Origin of the sequence: Streptomyces anthophorae (assembly GCF_049310305.1) — a bacterium.
Taxonomy (GTDB): Bacteria; Actinomycetota; Actinomycetes; order Streptomycetales; family Streptomycetaceae; genus Streptomyces.
The window spans coordinates 3050561-3071045 of record NZ_JBLWQQ010000001.1; the positions used below are offsets into that span (position 1 = coordinate 3050561).

General features: G+C 71.4%; 13 protein-coding genes. 4 read left to right on the forward strand and 9 right to left on the reverse strand.

What is annotated here, in order from left to right:
* The first annotated feature begins 72 nt into the window (after positions 1-72).
* Positions 73-996, forward strand: coding sequence for an NADP-dependent oxidoreductase (locus tag ACNYS0_RS13575; protein ID WP_422473559.1), 924 nt, complete (start codon positions 73-75; stop codon positions 994-996).
* A 172-nt stretch (positions 997-1168) separates the two neighbouring features.
* On the opposite strand, the gene pruA is transcribed toward ACNYS0_RS13575, so the two are convergent.
* Together pruA and ACNYS0_RS13585 are read right to left on the reverse strand one after the other, a co-directional pair.
* Positions 1169-2806 carry an L-glutamate gamma-semialdehyde dehydrogenase gene (gene pruA / locus ACNYS0_RS13580; RefSeq protein ID WP_422473561.1) on the reverse strand — a complete coding sequence of 546 codons (1638 nt, stop codon included), beginning with the start codon at positions 2804-2806 and terminating at the stop codon, positions 1169-1171.
* Positions 2807-2862: 56 nt separating this feature from the next.
* Positions 2863-3789, reverse strand: coding sequence for a proline dehydrogenase family protein (locus tag ACNYS0_RS13585; protein ID WP_422473563.1), 927 nt, complete (start codon positions 3787-3789; stop codon positions 2863-2865).
* A gap of 192 nt (positions 3790-3981) precedes the next feature.
* On the opposite strand from ACNYS0_RS13585, the gene ACNYS0_RS13590 reads away from it, so the two are divergent.
* A complete protein-coding gene (locus ACNYS0_RS13590; RefSeq protein WP_422473565.1) occupies positions 3982-5169 on the forward strand; it encodes a PucR family transcriptional regulator in 1188 nt (395 codons plus the stop codon).
* Here the strand turns inward: ACNYS0_RS13590 and ACNYS0_RS13595 are convergent.
* Complete coding sequence (locus tag ACNYS0_RS13595; RefSeq protein WP_422473567.1) at positions 5158-5730, reverse strand: TetR/AcrR family transcriptional regulator; 573 nt, start codon at positions 5728-5730, stop codon at positions 5158-5160. The genes ACNYS0_RS13590 and ACNYS0_RS13595 overlap by 12 nt on opposite strands.
* A gap of 83 nt (positions 5731-5813) precedes the next feature.
* Between ACNYS0_RS13595 and ACNYS0_RS13600 the strand changes: the two genes are divergently transcribed.
* Positions 5814-7376: an MFS transporter gene (locus ACNYS0_RS13600; RefSeq protein ID WP_422473568.1), complete on the forward strand. Its 1563-nt coding sequence runs from the start codon at positions 5814-5816 to the stop codon at positions 7374-7376.
* Between the two features lie 68 nt (positions 7377-7444).
* Complete coding sequence (locus tag ACNYS0_RS13605; RefSeq protein ID WP_422473570.1) at positions 7445-10435, forward strand: helix-turn-helix transcriptional regulator; 2991 nt, start codon at positions 7445-7447, stop codon at positions 10433-10435.
* 77 nt (positions 10436-10512) lie between these two features.
* Here ACNYS0_RS13605 and serA read toward each other — a convergent pair whose 3' ends face one another.
* The 6 genes from serA to ACNYS0_RS13635 form a co-directional block, all read right to left on the reverse strand.
* On the reverse strand, positions 10513-12114 hold the full coding sequence (serA, locus tag ACNYS0_RS13610; RefSeq protein ID WP_422473572.1) for a phosphoglycerate dehydrogenase: 1602 nt from the start codon (positions 12112-12114) through the stop codon (positions 10513-10515).
* Between the two features lie 248 nt (positions 12115-12362).
* Positions 12363-13361, reverse strand: coding sequence for a ketol-acid reductoisomerase (gene ilvC, locus ACNYS0_RS13615; RefSeq protein WP_422410074.1), 999 nt, complete (start codon positions 13359-13361; stop codon positions 12363-12365).
* Between the two features lie 82 nt (positions 13362-13443).
* Positions 13444-13968 (reverse strand): acetolactate synthase small subunit, encoded by a 525-nt coding sequence (gene ilvN, locus ACNYS0_RS13620; RefSeq protein WP_385767107.1) that lies wholly within the window; start codon positions 13966-13968, stop codon positions 13444-13446.
* A gap of 26 nt (positions 13969-13994) precedes the next feature.
* On the reverse strand, positions 13995-15845 hold the full coding sequence (locus ACNYS0_RS13625; RefSeq protein ID WP_422473574.1) for an acetolactate synthase large subunit: 1851 nt from the start codon (positions 15843-15845) through the stop codon (positions 13995-13997).
* Between the two features lie 266 nt (positions 15846-16111).
* Positions 16112-18925: a putative bifunctional diguanylate cyclase/phosphodiesterase gene (locus ACNYS0_RS13630; RefSeq protein WP_422482615.1), complete on the reverse strand. Its 2814-nt coding sequence runs from the start codon at positions 18923-18925 to the stop codon at positions 16112-16114.
* 532 nt (positions 18926-19457) lie between these two features.
* Positions 19458-20408 carry a 2-hydroxyacid dehydrogenase gene (locus ACNYS0_RS13635; RefSeq protein ID WP_422473576.1) on the reverse strand — a complete coding sequence of 317 codons (951 nt, stop codon included), beginning with the start codon at positions 20406-20408 and terminating at the stop codon, positions 19458-19460.
* Positions 20409-20485: the final 77 nt, after the last annotated feature.

The following is a 20485-nucleotide window of genomic DNA, read 5'->3' on the forward strand; positions in this document are numbered from 1 at the left end:
CGCACGCACCACGATGGGTCCCCTACCGGCCGGGCCGCGGTGGCCCGGCGGGTCCTGGGGAGGAGTCCCACCATGCGCGTCATCAGTCAGCGCCGGCTCGGCGGACCCGAGGTGCTCGAAGTGGTGGAGGTGGAACGGCCCGAGCCACTGGCGGGCGAAGTGCTCGTCCGGATCTGTGCCGTGGGGGTGAACCCGGTGGACCGGCTGGCGCGCTCCGGCGACGCGGCGCTCTTCGGCGACCCGCCGTTCACGCTCGGCTGGGACGTCTCCGGGGTCGTCGAGTCGGCGGGCCAGGACGTCACCGAATTCCGGCCGGGCGACGAGGTGTTCGCGATGATCCGGGGCGGCGGCTACGCCGAGTACGCCCTGATCCGCACCGAACACCTCGCGCCGAAGCCGGGCAATGTCGACCACGTCCACGCAGCGGCGGTGCCCGCGGCGGCGCTCACCTCCTGGCTCGCGCTCGTCGACACCGGGCAGATCGGGCCGGGCCGCCGGGTACTGATCCACGCGGCGGCGGGGGGCGTCGGCCACGTCGCGGTCCAGATCGCCAAGGCCGAGGGCGCGTACGTCATCGCCACCGCACGCCCCGACAAGCACGACTTCCTGCGCGAGCTCGGCGTCGACGAAACCATCGACTACACGACCACGGACTTCGCCCACGCCCTGCGCGACGTGGACGTGGCCTTCGACCTGATCGGCGGCGACTACGGCCCGCGCACCCTGGTCACCCTGCGGCCCGGTGGGCTTCTTGCCTCGGCGGTGATCTGGGATCCCGGGGTCAGCCAGGAGGACGCCGAGGCCCGCGGCGTCCGCTTCGCCCCCGTCTCGGTCCAGCCCTCGGGAGCGACGCTCCGCAAGGTCGCGGCCCTCCTCGCCGCGGGCCGCCTCCGCCCCCACGTCTCGGCCACTCTCCCCCTGGAAGAGGCCGCCAAGGCCCACGAACTGGGCGCCTCGGGCCACACCCAGGGCAAAATCGTCCTGACGGTCTCCTGAGCGCCACCGGCGTTGCGCTCCCGGGGCTCTGCCCCGGACCCACATCGAGCCCCGCCGGCGATTGAGGCGCGGGGTCCGGGGCAGAGCCCCGTGGCGTAGGACCGGCCCACGCAGAACCGCCCCCGGCCGAGGGGAAGACCTCGGCCAGGGGCGGCACGCGTTGCAGGGGCGGTCAGCCCATGTGCGGGTACACGTAGTCCGTCGGCGGAACCAACGTCTCCTTGATGGCACGGGTCAGCGTCCACCGCTGAAGGTTCTGCGGCGCCCCGGCCTTGTCACAGGTACCGGACGCACGCCCACCACCGAACGGCTGCTGCCCGACGACCGCACCGGTCGACTTGTCGTTGATGTAGAAGTTGCCCGCGGCGTACCGCAGCTTCTCCATCGTGTGGGCCGCGGCGGCACGGTCGTTCGCGACGACGGAGCCGGTCAGCGCGTAGTCCGAGGCCGACTCCATCTGCTCCAGCATGGCGTCGTACTGGTCGTCCTCGTAGACGTGCACGGCGAGGAACGGGCCGAAGTACTCGGTCTTGAAGACCTCGTTCTCCGGGTCCGAGCACTCGACGACGGTCGGCCGCACGAAGTAGCCCACGGAGTCGTCGTACGAGCCACCGGCGACGATCGTGCAGGACGCGTCGTCCTTCGCCCGGTCGATCGCGGCCTTGTTCTTGGCGAACGCGCGGTCGTCGATGAGGGCGCCGATGAAGTTCGTCAGGTCGGTGACGTCACCCATCTTGATGCCGTCGACCTCGGCCGCGAACTCCTCCTTGAAACCGGAGTTCCAGATGGACGCCGGGATGTAGGCCCGCGAAGTCGCCGAGCACTTCTGGCCCTGGAACTCGAACGCACCACGCGTCAGCGCGGTCTTCAGGACCGCACGGTCGGCGCTCGGGTGGGCGACGACGAAGTCCTTGCCGCCGGTCTCGCCGACGAGCCGCGGGTAGGTGCGGTACTTCTCGATGTTGGTGCCGACCGTCTTCCACAGGTGCTGGAAGGTCTTGGTCGAACCGGTGAAGTGGATGCCGGCGAGGTCGCGGTGGTTCAGCGCGACGTCCGAGACGGCCAGGCCGTCACCCGTCACCAGGTTGATGACGCCCTTCGGAAGACCGGCCTCCTCAAGGAGCTGAAGCAGCAGCACGGCCGCGTGCGTCTGCGTCGGCGACGGCTTCCACACCACGACGTTGCCCATGAGCGCGGGCGCGGTAGGCAGGTTGCCCGCGATGGCCGTGAAGTTGAACGGCGTGATCGCGTAGACGAAGCCCTCGAGGGGGCGGTGGTCCATGCGGTTCCACACGCCGGTGGAGTTCGCCGGCGGCTGCTCGGCGAGCAGGTTGCGGGCGTAGTGGACGTTGAAGCGCCAGAAGTCGATGAGCTCACAGGGAGTGTCGATCTCGGCCTGCTGCGCGGTCTTCGACTGGCCGAGCATCGTCGACGCGGCCATCGTCTCGCGCCACTTCGTGGACAGCAGCTCGGCGGCGCGCAGGATGATCGCGGCGCGGTCGTCGAAGGACGTCGCGCGCCAGGCCGGGGCGGCGGCCAGGGCGGCGTCGATCGCGTCCTGGGCGTCCTGCTCGGTGGCGTTGGCGTACGTACCGATGACGGACTTGTGGTTGTGCGGCTGCACGACGTCGAAGCGCTCGCCGCCACCCATCCGACGCACACCGCCGATGGTGCAGGGCAGCTCGATCGGGTTCTCGGCCAGCTCCTTGAGCTTGGCCTCCAGGCGGGCACGCTCCGGGGAACCGGGGGCGTAGCCGTGCACCGGCTCATTGACCGGGGCGGGGACCTGGGTCACGGCGTCGAGGGTCATGGGTCCGTATCTCCTTCGGGGGGTCGGGGAGTTATCGGTTGAGCAAGCGGGAGGGGTCAGCCCTTGGTGAGGACCGAGCGGGCGAAGAAGAGGAGGTTGGCCGGCTTCTCCGCGAGGCGGCGCATGAAGTATCCGTACCAGTCGGTGCCGTACGCGGTGTAGACACGCATCCGGTGTCCCTCGGCGGCGAGGCGCAGCTGCTCGTCGCTGCGGATCCCGTACAGCATCTGGAACTCGTACTCGTCCAGCTTGCGCCCGGCCTGCCGCGCGAGCTCCTGCGCGATGGAGACGAGCCGCGGGTCGTGGGACCCGATCATCGGGTACCCGGCGCCCTCCATGAGGATGCGCATGATCCGCACGTACGCCTTGTCGATCTCCGCCTTGTCCTGGTACGCGACCTCGGCGGGCTCCTTGTAGGCGCCCTTCACGATGCGCACGCGGCTGCCGGCGGCGGCGAGGCGGCGGGCGTCGTCCTCGGTGCGGAACAGATAGGCCTGGATGACGCAGCCGGTCTGCGGGAAGTCCTTCCGCAGCTCCTCGTGGATGGCGAACATCGAGTCGAGGGTGGTGTGGTCCTCGGCGTCGAGGGTGACCGTGGTGCCGATCTTCGCGGCGGCCTCGACGACGGGGCGGACGTTGGCGAGCGCCAGCTCGTGGCCGCCCTCCAGCGCCTGGCCGAACATCGACAGCTTCACGGACATCTCGGCCTTCGTGCCGAGGCCCAGGTCCTTCAGGCGCTCGACCAGCGTCAGGTAGGCGTCCCGCGCGGCCTGCGACTGCTCGACGGTGGTGATGTCCTCACCGACGACGTCGAGCGTGACCTCCAGGCCCTTGGCGGCGGCGTCCTCGATGATCGGCACGACCTGGTCGACCGACTCACCGGCGATGAAGCGGTCGACGACCTGCTTGGTGCCCGGCGCCGCCGACACGAAAGCGCGCATCTTGTCGCTGCGCGACGCGGCGAGGATCAAGGGAGCCAGCACGGGGCACCTCCACGGATCACGAGTTGAGAGCGGACCACTGATTCAGTACGTCAATTGGGTTCATTTCCGCGCGTAACGGGACGGCACGGAGAACCACTCAGAAATCTAAGGATCCCTCCGATCCTGTGCCATCGACACCTGTCACGCATCTGTGGCCACCACCTCAGACATCTGTATGAAGAGGGGCCCGGGATGGGCGAGAATGGTGGGGTGAAAGGTGATTACCAGGACCTGGTCGACGAGATCTCGGCGCTGCTCGGCGCCCCGGCGACCCTGGAGAACCGCGACTTCCGGCTCATCGCCTTCGGCGCCCAGGCCAGCGCCGACGACGACGCGGACGGCTTCGACGAGGCGGCGCTCGACCCGGTGCGCACGCGCTCGATCCTGACGCGCGGCTCGACCTCGGCGGTCCGCTCCTGGTTCGAGGGGTTCGGCATCACGAGCGCCAAGGAGCCGGTCCGGATCCCGGCGACCCCGGAGGCCGGCGTCTACCGCGGCCGCATCTGCCTGCCCGTACGCCATCACGGTTTCGTCCTCGGCTACGTATGGCTGCTCGACGACGATCCGGGTCCCACGCAGGAGCAGCTCGATGCAGCGATGGAGGTGACGGGACGGATCGGGGCGCAGCTCGCCGACGAGGCGCAGGCGGGCGCGGATCTGACCCGCGAGTTCCACTCCGTACTGACGGCGGAGCGGGGCTGGCAGCGGGACATGGCGGTGGCGGCGCTGCGCACGGCGCTCGGCAGCCGGGCGTCCGGCCTGCACACGGTGGTCTGCGTCGCGCCGTGGCCCTCGGCGGACCCGGACGACGCCCCGTCCGTCCGCACGATCCCGGCGGCGGACGCGCTGTGCACGGTGCCGTGGGGGGTGACGGGCCAGTGCCTCGCCCTGCTCGTGCGGCTGCGCTCGCGCGAGGCCCTGGCGCCCGCGCTGACGGCGGCGGCGAAACTGCGGGCCCGTGCGGGCTCCCCGGTGGCGGCGGGCGTCGGCGCCGCGCGCGACGACCTCGCCGAACTGGCCACGGCCTGGCAGGAGGCGACGGCCGCGGCGCGCGCGGCGCTGGCCGACCCGCGCCTCGGCCCGGATGCCCAGTGGTCGTCGATCGGCCCGTACCGGCTGCTCACCGCCCTGCCCGCGGAGGCCGCGCACGACCCCGCGGTCGCACCCCTGCTCTCCCCCGCGCACCGCCAACTGGCGCGCACCGCCGAGGTGTTCCTCGACTGCGCGGGCCAGGCGGGCCGCACGGCCGCGGCCCTCGGCATCCACCGCCAGACGCTGTACTACCGCCTGTCGCGGGTGGAGCAGCTCACCGGTCTCGACCTGGACGAGGGCGAGGACCGGCTGCTCCTGCACATGGGCCTGAAGGCCTCACGCCTGTGACAGTTCGAAGAGCTGCCGCAGCCCTTCGGTGAGCTGCTCGGCGGACGGCGACGTCTGCGCGTCGAAGGTGTACTGCGCGACGAGCCCGAGGAACAGCACCGACAGGAGTCCGCCGAGCGTCGCCACCTTCGGGTCGTCGGCGGGCGGCTCCTCCCCCGTGATCATTCCGATGAACCCGCGCCCGGCCTCCGCCTGGGCCCGCACCAGGTACTCGTGCAGGGCGGGCATCTTGTCGCCCAGCGTCAGCAGCTCGATGCTCAGGTGCCACATGGAGTCCGGCTTGCCGAGGCCGGCGATCACGTTCTCCATCAGGGCGTGGAAGCGCTCCAGCGAGCCCGGCGCGCCCGCCAGTTCATGCGGCTCGCCCCAGTCGAGCGACGCCCCTTCAATCAGGGCCACGTACGCCTGCGCGAGCAGCGTGTCCTTCGATCCGTAGTGGTAGCCGATGGAGGCCAGATTGGCCCCCGACGCCTTGACGATGTCGCGCGCCGTCGTGCGCGCGAACCCCTTCTCCATCAGGCAGCGCTTGGCGCCTTCGAGCAGATCCTCACGATGTCCCATGACCCCACCCTAACCGGAATCCAGACGCACGTCTTAAACGCTCGTACTAGACAAGCGTTTAAGACGCTCGTACAGTTCCTGGCATGACGAACCCGACGAGCACCACCCCACCCGCCGCCCCCCTTGCCGGGCGCCGCGAGTGGACCGCCCTCGGCGTGCTGATGCTTCCGCTGCTCCTGGTCTCGATGGACGTCTCCGTCCTCTACTTCGCAATCCCGGAGATCAGCGCCGACCTGGAGCCGAGCGGCACCCAGCAGCTGTGGATCTTCGACATCTACGCGTTCGTGCTCGCCGGCCTGCTGATGACGATGGGCTCGCTCGGCGACCGCATCGGGCGCCGCAGGCTGCTCCTGTTCGGCGCCGCCGCCTTCGGCGGGGCCTCGCTCCTCGCCGCGTACGCGAACAGCGCCGAGACGCTCATCGCCGCCCGCGCGCTCCTCGGGGTGGGCGGCGCGACACTCATGCCGTCGACCATGGCGCTCGTCCGCACGATGTTCACCGACGCCGGGCAGCGCGCGAAGGCGATCGGCCTGTGGTCGGCGGTCATGACCGGCGGCGTCGCGCTCGGCTCGGTGATGAGCGGCGTCCTCGTCGAGTACTTCTGGTGGGGCTCGGTCTTCCTGGTCAACCTGCCCGCGATGGTGCTGCTCCTGGCCCTCGGCCCGTTCCTGCTGCCGGAGTCCAGGAACCCGGAGCCCGGCCGCTTCGACCTGCTCAGCGTGCCGCTGTCGATGGCCGCCGTGCTGCCGGTGATCTACGGCATCAAGGAGATCCCGTCCGAGGGCTGGAACGTGCGCTACGTCGTCTCGATCACGGTCGGCCTGCTGTTCGCCGCCCTCTTCGTGCACCGGCAGCGCACCACGAGGTCCCCGCTGATCTCCCCCGCCCTGTTCCGCGGCCGCGGCTTCGCCCCCGCCGTCGTCCTCAACCTCGTCTCCTCCTTCGGCATGATGGGCTCGGCGTACTTCACCACCCAGTACCTCCAGTCCGTGCTCGGCAAGAGCTCGATGGCGGCCGCGCTCTGGGCGCTGCTTCCGACGGTCCTGGTCGGTGTCGCGGCGCCCGTCGCCGCGCGGCTCGTCGAGAAGGGCGTGCACCGCGCCCATGTCGTGGCCGGCGGCTTCACCTTCGCCGCCTGCGGCTACGGCCTGCTGACGCTCGCGGGCACCGACTCGCTGTGGCTCGTCCTGGCCGGCGCCGGCGTCCTCGCCGCCGGAATCGTCACCGTGATGTCCCAGATGATGGACCTGGCGCTCGGCACCGTCCCGGTCGCCAACTCCGGCTCCGCGGCGTCCCTGTTGGAGACGGGAGCCGAGTTCGGCGGCGCCCTCGGCATGGCCGTCCTGGGCTCCATCGGCACGGCCGTCTACCGCCACGGCGTCCCCGCCGACGCCCCGGCGGCGGCCCACGAAACGCTGGGCGGCGCCCTCGCGGTCGCCGCGCAGCTGCCGGGCGAAGCGGGCCGCGCCCTGACCACCGCCGCGCGGGACGCGTTCACCGACGGCATGCAGGCGGCGGCGATCGCCGGGGCGGTCCTGCTCCTGGCCGCCGCGGTCCTCTCCGTGGCGACCCTGCGCAAGGTGGTGGTGCGCGAGACCGAGGCGACCCCCGAGGACGCGGCGCCGGGCGAGAAGGCGACGGTCTGAGAGCCCGTGGGCCCGGGCGGCTCCGACAGCCGCCCGGGCCTCGGGACGGACCGTGCCAGGATGGGCCCGTGCCCTCTCAGACATTCGATACGCCGTTCATCGGCCGGGCGGACGAACTCGCCCGGCTCACCGGCGTCCTGGAGCGGGCCGCGGCCGGCGACCCGCGCGCCGTCCTGGTGGCGGGGGACGCCGGCGTCGGCAAGACCCGGGCGCTGACGGAGGCCGCGGCGCACGCCGCCGCCACCGGCCTGACCGTCCTGACCGGCCACTGCGTGGACCTCGGGGACGTGGGCCTGCCGTACCTCCCGTTCACGGAGATCCTCGGCGCGGCGGCCGCCGACGACAGGCTCGCCCCCGCCTTCGCCGCGTACCCCGCGGTGGAGCGGCTCATCGGCGGAGCCTCCGGCGCGGGCCCGGCCCCCGACCCCGGCAGCCGCCTCCAGCTCTTCGAGGGCGTCGCCGGGCTCCTCGCCGACCTCGCGGACCTGACCCCGCTGCTCCTGGTCGTCGAGGACCTCCACTGGGCCGACCAGTCCTCCCGCGACCTGCTCCGCTTCCTGCTCAGCCGGGGCGTCCTGCAACGGCCCGCGCCGGGCGGACCGCCCCGCCGCCTCGCGGTCTTCGCCTCGTACCGCGCCGACGACCTGCACCGCCGCCACCCGCTGCGGCCGCTGCTCGCCGAGCTGATCAGGCTGCCCGCCGTCGACCGGCTCGACCTGCGCCCGATGGCCGACGCCGACATGGCCCGGCTCGTACGCGCGCGCCGCACGGGCCCCGTACCCGACAGCACGGTCCGCAGCATCGTCGACCGCGCCGAGGGAAACGCCTTCTACGCCGAGGAGTTGCTCGCCGCGCTGCCCGGCGACGGCGCGGGGGCCGACTCCCCCGCCGCGCCCGACGACCTGGGCGGCCTGGCTGACGTATTGCTCATCCGGGTCGAGCAGCTCACCGAGACCGCCCAGCAGGTCCTGCGCACGGCGGCCGTCGCGGGCCGCCGGGTCGGGCACGAGCTGCTGCGGGCCGCCGTGCAACTGCCCGAGGAGGAGCTGGAGTCGGCGCTGCGCGAGGCCGTCGGACGCCTGCTCCTCGTGCCGGGAGACGACGCGACGTACTCGTTCCGGCACGCCCTCATCCGCGAGGCCGTGTACGCGGATCTGCTGCCCGGCGAACGGGTCCGGCTGCACGGGCGGTTCGCCGCGCTCCTCGCGGGCGAGGGCCGTTCGCCGCAGAGCGCGGCGGAGCGTGCCCACCACTCGCGCGAGAGCCACGACCTGGCCGACGCCCTCGCGGCCTCCCTGGAGGCCGCCGACCACGCCCAGCGCGTCGGCGCGCCCGCCGAGGAACTTCGGCACCTGGAGACCGCGCTCGAACTGCTGGCCGTGGTGGACGCGTCCGCACACCCCGAGGCCGACGACGCGGCCACGCTCACCCTGCGCGCCTCGGCCGCCGCCGCCCGCGCGGGCGACCCCCATCGCGCGGTCCAGCTCACCCGCTCCGCGCTCGCCCGGGCCGGATCCGACGCCGACTCCGAACTCGCGGCGCGCGTGCGCTACACCCTCGCGGGCAATCTGATCCGGATCGACCACATGGACGCGGCGTTCACGTACAGCAGCGAGGCGCTCGCGCTGATCCCGGCCGAGCCGCCCTCGGGCACCTGGGTGTGGGCCGCCGCGACCCACGTCCTGGCCGCGCGCTACGTGGGCCGCAACGAGGACGCCGAGCGCGTCGCCCGGCAGGCGCTCGGCGTCGCCGAGCGGCTCCAACTGTCCGACGCCCAGGCCGACTTGATCATCTCGCTCGTCGGCCTCGAGGCGCACAACCGGCGTACGCCGCAGGGCCGCGACCGGCTGATCGCGGCCCGCGCGCTGGCCGACGCCGCCGGGAACCTCGCGGTGGAGATGCGGGCGCTCTACAACCTCGCCATCGGCTGTTACGAGTCCGGTGACCTGGACGCGTGCCTGCCCTGGCTCGCCGAGGGCCTCGCCATCGCCCGCCGCGCGGGGCTGCTCACCTCGCCGTACGCCCTGGAGCTGCGCTACCTCCAGTCCCTGCTGCTCTACACGCTGGGCCGCTGGGACGAGTGCGCGCGTGCGGCGGCCGCCGACACCGAACTGCTGCCGCCCGCGGGCGGGTTCGCGATCGCGCCCGCCCTGTACGTGGCCCTGGCCCGCGGCGAGTACGACGCGGCCGTCGCCGGGGCGAGCGGGCTGCTCGACCACCACTTCGACTGGATGGCGGCGCTCGTCGCCGCGATCGTGCTGACCGACGCGGCGGCGCTGCGCGGCGACGCCGAGGGCTGTGTGCGGCAGATGCGCTCGTCGGTCGAGTCGCTCACCGACGTCTCGGGCGGCACCCGGCCCGACGCCGTCGTACGGCTCGCCGCGCTGGCCCTGGCGGCCGTCGCGGACGCGGCGGAGGCGGCCCGGCTCTCCGGCGACACGGCGGGCGCGGACCGCTGGGCGGCGACCTCAAGCGAGCTGGTGGAGCTGGCCCGCGACACCGCGACCCACGGTGAGGACGGTACGGAGCAGGGCCCCGAGGGCCTGGCCTGGCTGGCCCGCGCCGAGGCCGAGCGGGTGCGCGCCGTGAGCGGCCCCGACGTCGCGGCCTGGGAGCGGGCCGTGACGGCGTTCGGCTACGGCGAGCCGTACGAACTCGCCCGCTGCCGACGGCGGTTGGCCGAGGCCCTGCTCACCGACGACCGCCGCGAGGAGGCAGCCGAGCAGGCGTACGCGGCCCGCGAGGAGGCCGTACGGCTCGGCGCCGAGCCGCTGCGCGAGGCCCTGGACACCCTGATCCGGCGGGGCCGCCTCGCCGACGCACCGGCGGCCAAGGACCGTATCGCCGCGCTGACCGCCCGGGAGAGCGACGTGCTGCGGCTGCTCGGCCGGGGGCGCACCAATCGCCAGATCGGCGAGGAGCTGTTCATCAGCGGCAAGACGGCGAGCGTCCACGTCTCGAACATCCTCGCCAAGCTGGGCGCGTCCAGCCGGACCGAGGCCGTCGGCATCGCCTACCGCGAGGGGCTGATCGAACCGGAGACCAGCGCCTCCGGCTGAGCGTGCGGGAACGCACGAGGGCCGGGCCACCCGTGGGTGACCCGGCCCTCAGCCGTACTCGGGAAAGCCGTCGGACCTCAGACGAGGTTGACGGACCGCGCCGACGTGGCGCCGATCTCGGCGGCCAGCTCGTTCAGAACGTTCTGCGGGACGGTGTCGTCCACGGTGAGGACCGCGAGGGCCTCGCCGCCGACGTCGGCACGCGAGACCTGCATGCCGCCGATGTTGATGCCCGCCTCGCCGAGGACGCGGCCCACGGTGCCGACGACGCCGGGACGGTCCTCGTAGCGCAGGACGACCATGTGGTCGGCGAGCGCGAGGTCCACGTCGTACTCGCCGACGGCGACGATCTTCTGGAGGTGCTTCGGGCCCGCCAGCGTGCCGGAGACCGAGACCTCCTGGCCGTCGCCGAGGGTGCCGCGCACCGTGACGACGTTGCGGTGCTCGTGCGACTCGGAGGACGTCGTGAGGCGGACCTCGACGCCGCGCTCCTGCGCGAACAGCGGGGCGTTGACGTAGGAGACCGTCTCGTCGACGACGTCCTCGAACACGCCCTTGAGCGCGGAGAGTTCGAGCACCTTCACGTCGTGCTGGGTGATCTCGCCGTAGACCTCGACGTCGAGGCGGACCGCGACCTCGCCCGCGAGCGCGGTGAAGATCCGGCCGAGGCGCTCGGCGAGCGGCAGACCCGGCTTGACGTCCTCGGCGATGACGCCGCCCTGGACGTTGACCGCGTCCGGCACGAGCTCACCGGAGAGCGCGAGGCGCACCGACTTGGCGACGGCGACGCCGGCCTTCTCCTGCGCCTCGTCCGTGGAGGCGCCGAGGTGCGGGGTGCAGACGACCTGGTCGAACTGGAAGAGCGGGGAGTCCGTGCAGGGCTCCTTCGCGTACACGTCGAGGCCCGCGCCCGCGACGCGGCCCTCCTTGATCGCCGAGTACAGCGCCTCCTCGTCGACGATCCCGCCGCGCGCGGCGTTGACGATGCGCACGTTCGGCTTGACCTTGTGCAGCGCCTCGTCGCCGATGAGACCGAGGGTCTCCGGCGTCTTCGGGAGGTGGACGGTGATGAAGTCCGAGACCTCGAGCAGCTCGTCGAGGGAGAGGACCTTCACGCCCATCTGCGCGGCGCGGGCGGGCTGCACGTACGGGTCGTACGCGACGACCTTCATGCCGAAGGCGGACATCCGCTGCGCGACGAGCGCGCCGATGCGGCCGAGGCCGACGACGCCGAGGGTCTTCTCGGCGAGCTCGACGCCCGTGTACTTGCTGCGCTTCCACTCGCCGGCCTTGAGGGCCTGCGAGCCCTGCGGGATGTTGCGCGCGGTGGCGATGAGCAGACCGCAGGCCAGCTCGGCGGCGGTCACGATGTTCGAGGTCGGCGCGTTGACGACCATCACGCCCGCCTTGGTGGCGGCGGACACGTCGACGTTGTCGAGGCCGACGCCGGCTCGCGCGACGACCTTCAGCTTCTTCGCGGCGGCGATGGCCTCGGCGTCGACCTTGGTGGCCGAGCGGATCAGGATCGCGTCGACGTCGGCGATGGCGGGCAGCAGCGCCGCCCGGTCCGCGCCGTTGCACTGGCGGATCTCGAAGTCCGGGCCCAGGGCGTCGACCGTCGCAGGCGACAGCTCTTCGGCGATGAGTACGACGGGTTTGCCGTTGGCAGCAGTGCTCACGTGAGTCCTCACAGGTCCAGTGCGGACGGCCGTCCCGACGGCCGCAGGCGGTGGAGGGTGCTTGCCGCGAAGACGCACGACGCTGTGGGCCCAACGCGAATGTAGTCAGCAGTGTAGTGGCGCTGGGGAGGCCGTCTTGCGCCTCCCCGGAAGGATCACTCGTCCGAGGCTGGACACGGTGGACAACAGCGTGGACGAGTGATGAAGAACGGGGTCGCGGCGTGTGCCGCGACCCCGTTCGTGGAGGCCTAGGCCTCCTCGTTCACCCAGCTCATGAGCTTGCGCAGCTCGGCGCCCGTGGTGGCGAGCAGGCTGTCCTCGTCCTGCTTCTTGTACTCGTTGTACTTCTTCAGGCCGCCGTGGTACTCGTCCATCCAGTTGTTGGCGAACGTGCCGTCCTGGATCTCGGCGAGGACCTTCTTCATCTCGGCCTTGGTGGCGTCCGTGATGATCCGCGGGCCGGTGACGTAGTCGCCCCACTCGGCGGTCTCGGAGACCGACCAGCGCATCTTCTCCAGGCCGCCCTCGTACATGAGGTCGACGATGAGCTTCAGCTCGTGCAGGCACTCGAAGTACGCGATCTCCGGCTGGTAGCCGGCCTCGGTCAGCGTCTCGAAGCCGGCCTTGACCAGCGCGGCCGTGCCACCGCAGAGAACGGCCTGCTCACCGAACAGGTCGGTCTCGGTCTCCTCGGTGAAGGTCGTCTTGATGACGCCGGCGCGGGTGCCGCCGATGCCCTTCGCGTAGGAGAGGGCCAGCTCGAAGCCCTTGCCCGTGGCGTCCTGCTCGACGGCCGCGATGCACGGAACGCCGCGACCCTCCTCGTACTGGCGGCGCACGAGGTGGCCCGGGCCCTTCGGGGCGACCATGCAGACGTCGACGCCGGCCGGGGGCTTGATGAAGCCGTAGCGGATGTTCAGGCCGTGACCGAAGAAGAGGGCGTCGCCGTCCTTCAGGTTCGGGGCGATGGTCTCCTCGTAGACCTTGGCCTGGATCGGGTCCGGGACCAGGATCATGATGACGTCCGCCTCGGCCGCCGCCTCGGACGGGGTGACGACGCGCAGGCCCTGCTCCTCGGCCTTGGCCTTGGACTTGGAGCCCTCGTGCAGACCGACGCGCACGTCGACACCCGAGTCGCGCAGCGAGAGCGCGTGGGCGTGGCCCTGGGAGCCGTAGCCGATCACCGCGACCTTGCGGTTCTGGATGATGGACAGGTCGGCATCGTCGTCGTAGAACAGCTCGGCCACTGGGGTTCTCCTTGGTGTGCTGGTGTTGCGTCCCACCGTACGGCGGGTGCGGAAATGAGGTTTGGGGGTCTCGCGATGCGAGCTACGCGGAGCGGTCGAGCGCCCGCAGGCTCCGGTCGGTGATGGAGCGCGAGCCGCGGCCGACCGCGATGGTGCCGGACTGGACGAGCTCCTTGATGCCGAAGGGTTCCAGCATCTTGAGCATCGCCTCCAGCTTGTCGCTGGAGCCGGTGGCCTCGATGGTGACGGCCTCCGGGGAGACGTCCACCGTCTTGGCGCGGAACAGCTGGACGATCTCGACGATCTGCGAGCGCGTCTCGTTGTCGGCGCGGACCTTGGCGAGCACCAGCTCGCGGGCCACGGCCGAGTCGGGCTCAAGCTCGACGATCTTCAGGACGTTGACCAGCTTGTTGAGCTGCTTCGTGACCTGTTCGAGCGGGAGCGATTCGACATTCACGACGATGGTGATGCGCGAGATGTCGGGGTGCTCGGTGACACCGACGGCGAGCGAGTCGATGTTGAAGCCGCGGCGCGAGAAGAGCGCGGTGATCCGGGCCAGGACACCGGGCTTGTTCTCGACGAGGACGGAGAGCGTGTGCTTGGACATGGTCTTGGTTCCTTCTCCTGCGGCTCTCAGTCGTCTTCGCTGTCGCCGAAGTCGGGGCGGACGTCCCGAGCGGCCATGATCTCGTCGTTGGAGGTGCCGGCGGCGACCATCGGCCACACCATGGCGTCCTCGTGGACGATGAAGTCGACCACGACCGGGCGGTCGTTGATCGAGTTCGCCTCCTCGATGCACTTGTCGAGGTCCTCGGGGCGCTCACAGCGGATGGCGTAGCAGCCCATGGCCTCGCTCAGCTTCACGAAGTCCGGGACGCGCGTGCCCTTGTTGGGCGGGGTCTCGCCGTCCGGGCCCGCGTGCAGCACGGTGTTCGAGTAGCGCTGGTTGTAGAACAGCGTCTGCCACTGGCGGACCATCCCGAGGGCGCCGTTGTTGATGATGGCGACCTTGATCGGGATGTTGTTCAGGGCGCAGGTGGTCAGCTCCTGATTGGTCATCTGGAAGCAGCCGTCGCCGTCGATCGCCCAGACCGTCTGGCCCGGCGCGCCGGCCTTGGCGCCCATCGCGGCGGGCACCGAGTAGCCCATGGTCCCGGCGCCGCCCGAGTTCAGCCAGGTGGCCGGCTTCTCGTACTGGATGTAGTGCGCGGCCCACATCTGGTGCTGGCCGACGCCCGCCGCGAAGATCGTGTCCGCGGGGGCGAGCTGACCGATGCGCTCGATGACCTGCTGCGGGGAGAGCGATCCGTCCGAGGGCTGGTCGTAGCCCAGCGGGTACGTGTCGCGCCAGCGGCTGAGGTCGTTCCACCAGGCGCTGTAGTCGCCCGCGTGGCCGTCCGAGTGCTCCTTCTGGACCGCCTGGATCAGGTCGGCGATGACCTCGCGGGCGTCCCCGACGATCGGCACGTCGGCGGCGCGGTTCTTGCCGATCTCCGCCGGGTCGATGTCCGCGTGCACGATCTTGGCGAACGGCGCGAAGCTGTCCAGGTTGCCGGTGACGCGGTCGTCGAAGCGGGCTCCGAGGGCGACGATCAGGTCGGCCTTCTGCAACGCGGTGACGGCGGTGACCGCACCGTGCATGCCCGGCATTCCCACGTGCAGCGGGTGGCTGTCGGGGAATGCGCCGAGCGCCATCAGGGTGGTGGTGACGGGCGCTCCGGTGAGCTCGGCGAGCATCTTGAGCTCGGCGGTGGCCTGCGCCTTGAGGACGCCGCCACCGACGTAGAGGACGGGCCGCTTCGCATTCGTGATCAGCTTCGCGGCCTCGCGGATCTGCTTGGCGTGCGGCTTGGTCACCGGGCGGTATCCGGGCAGGTCCTGCTGCGGCGGCCACGAGAAGGTGGTCTGCGCCTGGAGGATGTCCTTCGGGATGTCCACGAGGACGGGACCGGGGCGGCCGGTGGAGGCGATGTGGAACGCCTGCGCGATCGCCTGCGGGATCTCCTCGGCCTTGGTGACCAGGAAGCTGTGCTTGGTGATCGGCATGGTGATGCCGACGATGTCCGCCTCCTGGAAGGCGTCCGTGCCGATCGCCTTGGAGACGACCTGGCCGGTGATCGCGACGAGCGGCACCGAGTCCATCATCGCGTCGGCGATCGGGGTCACCAGGTTCGTCGCACCCGGACCCGAAGTCGCCATGCAGACGCCGACCTTGCCGGTGGCCTGCGCGTAACCGGTGGCCGCGTGGCCCGCACCCTGCTCGTGACGGACGAGCACGTGGCGCACCCGGCTCGAGTCCATCATCGGGTCGTACGCGGGAAGGATCGTGCCGCCGGGGATACCGAATACGGTGTCGACCCCGACCTCCTCAAGCGAGCGAATGAGGGACTTCGCACCCGTGACGTGCTCGACGGGGGCGGACTGCTGTCCTCCGGAACGGGGCCGCGGCTGCGGCTGGCTGGCCCCGGTGGCCTGCTCGGTCATCGGCATTCTCTTCTCGATGCTGAGGGTGTTTTGCGAGGGTTGTGCAGGGTCTTACGTCTTTGTCGGGTGGGTGGCGGCGGGTCTGAAGCGGCACCGGTGCAACAAAAAACCCCTCGTGCCGTGAGGCAAGCGAGGGGAGCGCGCCGGGTGCGGTCGCCGGGTTTCCGGTGTCTCTACCGGTGGTCCCAGCTTCAGCCGACGCGCTTTCCAAGTACGAGAATTCGGGTGCGCATGGCACTGACCCTCCCCCCGGCGCGTAGGGCGTGTCAAGTGGGTGGGACGGACGTCTCATTATGTGAGCGCAGCGCGGTGATGCCCGCGAACACCGGCTCGGCGGGCCCCGCGGGGACGGGGTACTCCCCCGAGGTGAGCGCGCGGCGCAGCCGGTACTCGTCGAGCGGCCCGGAGAACGCCATGCCCTGCCCGTGCGTGCACCCCATCGAGCGCAGCGCCGCGACCTGCTCGGGCAGGTCCACGCCGTCCGCCACGGAGCCGAGGCCGAGGTCGCCCGCGATCCGCAGCAGCCCACTGGTGATCTTGTGCAGCCGGGCGGACTCGACGACGCCCTCGATCAGCGAGCGGTCCAGCTTCAGTACGTCGACGGGGAGACGGCGCAGCGCTGTGATGGCCGCATAGCCGCTGCCGAAGCCGTCCAGGGCGATCCGGACGCCGAGGCGGCGCAGCGCCGTCAGACGCCGCTCCAGCTCGTCCAGCGGGACTCTGGGGTCGCTGTCCGCCAGCTCGATCATGAGCGCACCCGAGGGCAGTCCGTGCCGGGTGAGGAGCGCTTCTATGGAGGCGAGCGGCATGGAGCGGTCGAGGAGCCTGCGGGCGCTGATCCGCACGGCGACCGGCGTCGCATGCCCGCTGTGTCCCCGCTCGGCGGCCTGCTCGACGGCCTCCTCCAGCATCCAGCGGCCGAGCTCGGCGGTGCGCTCGCTGTCGTCGGCCACCCGCAGGAACTCGGCGGGCGTGAACAGGATGCCCTGCGCGCTGCGCCATCGGGCCTGCGCGGCGACCGCCGTGATCCGGCCGTCGTCGAGCGACACGATCGGCTGGTGGAGCAGGGCGAACTCGCCCTCGTGCAGTGCCGATCGCAGCCGCGTCGCCAGCTCCGCCTTGCGTACGACGTCGGCCTGCATCTGCGGCGCGTACAGCTCGACGCGGCCCTTGCCCGCCGCCTTCGCGCGGTACATCGCCAGGTCGGCGTTGCGCAGCAGCTCGCCCGCCGTGATGTCCGGCTCGGCGAAGGCGACGCCGATGGAGGCGGCGACCCGCACCCCGTCGTGCCCCTCGATCGTGTAGGGCTGGGACAGGGTGATTCTGAGCCGGTCGGCCAGCTCGTAGATCTGCTGCTCTCTCGCGGTGTGGTCGCGCCCCCCGTCGCCGACGATCAGCGCGGCGAACTCGTCACCACCGAAGCGGGCCGCGGTGTCCGAGGCGCGGACGGATTCGGCCAGCCTTCTCGCCGCCTGCACGAGCAGCTCGTCGCCCGCCTGGTGGCCGATCGTGTCGTTGACCTGCTTGAAGCCGTCCAGGTCGATGAAGAGCACGGCGGTGCCCAGGTCACCGGCCCGCCGGCCGGCGAGGGCCTGTCCGACCCGCTTGGTGAACAGCGACCTGTTGGGCAGGTCGGTGAGCGGGTCGTGCTCCGCGTTGTGCTGCAACTGGGCCTGGAGGCGGACCCTTTCGGTCACGTCTCTGCTGTTGAGGATCAGGCCGCCGTGGTGGCGGTTGATCGTCGACTCCACGTTCAGCCAGGTGCCCGTGCCGGACCGGAAGCGGCACTCGATGCGCGTAGTGGGCTCCTCGACCTGGCTCGCGGCGAGGAATCTGCGCACCTCGTGCATCACACGCCCGAGGTCCTCGGGGTGGATGATCGACGAGAGCTCGGAGCCGACGAGGTCCTCCGCCTCCCGCCCGTAGACGCCCGCGGCGGCCGGGCTGACGTATCTCAGCGTCCCGTTCGGCGCGGCGATCATGATGACGTCGCTCGAACCCTGGACCAGGGAGCGGAAGTGGTTCTCCTTCTGCGCCAGTTCCTGGGTGAGCGTGATGTTGTCGAGCAGCATGATGCCCTGGCGCATGACGAGCGCCAGGACGACGGTGCAGGCCGTGAAGAGCACCACACGGTCCACCCTGTGCCCGTTCAGCACGTTGTAGAGGATGCCCAACGTGCAGACGGCGGCGGCCAGATACGGGGTGAGCGCGGCGAGCGAGCCGGAGATCGGCCGTGTGTAGCTGACCTGGTAGCGGCCGCCGGAACCGGGCGAGCGCTCCTCCTCGCGCACCCCGCGGCGCGCCCCCACCCACGGCGCGTACGCAAGCAGCAGCGAGCCCGCGAACCAGCCGGCGTCCAGGATCTCGCCCGAGCGGTAACTGGCGTGCAGCAGCGGGGAGGTGAACAGCGCGTCGCACATCACGGTGAGGGCGAGCGCGCCGATCGCGGTGTTCACCGCCGTGCGGTTGCCTGGGGTGCGCCGGAAGTGCAGCGCGAGCACCATGCTGACCAGGGCGATGTCGAGCAGCGGATACGCCAGCGAGAGCGCGGTGCGGGTGACGCTCTGGCCCTCGAACTCGGCGGTGTGCGCGAGGGCGAGGCTCCAGGAGAGGGTGATCAGGGAGCCGGCGATGAGCCAGGCGTCGAGCGCGAGGCAGATCCAGCCGGCCTTGGTAACGGGCCGCCGGGCGAGGACGAGCAGCCCGATGATGGCCGGCGGCGCGAAGCAGAGGAAGAACAGGTCGGCGAGGCTCGGCGTGGGCACCGGCTCGCGCAGGACGACCTCGTACCAGCCCCACACCCCGTTGCCGAGGCTGGCCATGAGCGAGGAGAACGCGAACAGGAGCCAGGCGGGTCGAAAACGGCTGCGGCTGCTGCGTGCATACACGAAGTTCGACACGGCGGCGACGGCCGCCGCGAGACTCAGGCCGAAGTCGCCCATGATCAGGGCGAGTCGGTCGGATCCCCAGCCGAGCGCGGACCCCACCGCGAAGCCGGCGCACAGCAGGGCGAGGAGCAACTGGGCTCCCGAGGCGCCCCGCTGCGGTGCGCGGGCGGGGGCCTGGCCGCCGGAGTACATCGAGGCGCCCAGGGCTGTCGTCGGCGTGGGGGACGTACTCACCGGGCCGCCCCGGTCCGCCGGGCGACTCCCGGGTCCGCCTTGGCCTGACCCGGCTGCTGATGCCTTCTGCGGCCCCCGCGCGGGCCGCTCCGATGCACAGGGGTCCTGCGACAGCCCGGACTTCGGCCGCGCGTCACTGTCAGGGTCACCGCACAGGACAGCCGCCGGCGGCCCCGTCGCGTCGGATCGTTCGCCCATAGGCCGTGCATCGCCCGTCGCCCCCCTCGCAGTCCGTCACTCTTCCCCGGCGCCGTGTGCTGGCACGGCGCTGCCCCAGTCGGGACGATACACCAGTCTCGTCACTCAGGGACATAGTTCCTCTACTCTCCGTGACGACCAGGCACGATGCGGGCGCGGAGTGGGCACGGGGTGCATCCGGACGGGCGCACAGCGTGCCCGGCGAACGGCATGCGACCTTACGGGAGTTGCCCGAGGGACCGGTGTGGTCCGCGAGGCCCGCGGGGTGTGCGGGGACGCGGGTGACCGGGTGTCAGTCGCCCTGCCCATCGATGGTGAGCACGACGTTCTCCAACGGCTCCCCCGCCGCGAACCGGGTGAGCTGAGCGGCGAGGAGACGCTTGGCACGCGGCAGGAAGGCGGACGTGGGACCGCCCACGTGCGGCGAGATGAGCACCCCTGGAGCCTGCCACAACGGGTGCTCCTGGGGCAGCGGTTCGGGGTCGGTGACGTCGAGGGCCGCGGAGATACGGCCGGTTTCCAGCTCCGCGAGAAGGGCCTTGGTCTCGACGACCGGGCCCCGGCCGACGTTCACGAGCAGCGCGCCGTCCTTGAGGCGCGCGAGGAACTCGGCGTTCACGAGGCCGCGGGTGTCCTCGGTGAGCGGGGTCACCAGGACGACGACATCGGCCTCGGGCAGTAGTTCCGGCAGTTCGGTGAGCGGGCGCACGGGCCCGCGCTCCGTTGTACGGGCGGAGCGCGCGACGCGTGTCACCCGCGCGACCTCGAACGGCGTGAGCCGGTCCTCGATGGCACTGCCGATGGCTCCGTAGCCCACGATGAGGACGTGCTTGTCGGCGAGCGCGGGCCGGAATCCGCCGCGCCACTCGCCGCGTTCCTGCCCGCGGACGAAGTCGGGGATGCCGCGCAGGGAAGCGAGGATCAGGGTGAGCGCGAGCTCGGCGGTGCTGGCGTCGTGCACGCCGCGCGCATTGCACAACTGGACGCCGGAGCGCAGGTACTTCAGGCCGCCCTGTACGTGGTCGACCCCTGCGGAGAGCGTCTGCACGGCGCGTACGGACGTCATCTCGGGCATCGGGCGGACGCCGACGCCCGGCGGCTTCATGTAGGGGACGACGTAGTAGGCGCAGTCGGCGGGGTCCGCGGGGAACTCGGGTTCGCCGTTCCAGAAGCGGTAGTTGAGCCCCTGCGGGAGGCCCGGAATCTCATCGGCGCGGAAAGGCAGCCACACATCTCCAGTCATGGCCAGGAGGCTATGTCAGCCACGTGAAGGTACAGAGGTTAGGTTGGGGTCCTCAGCACGAGGGGCCGGAGGGGGCC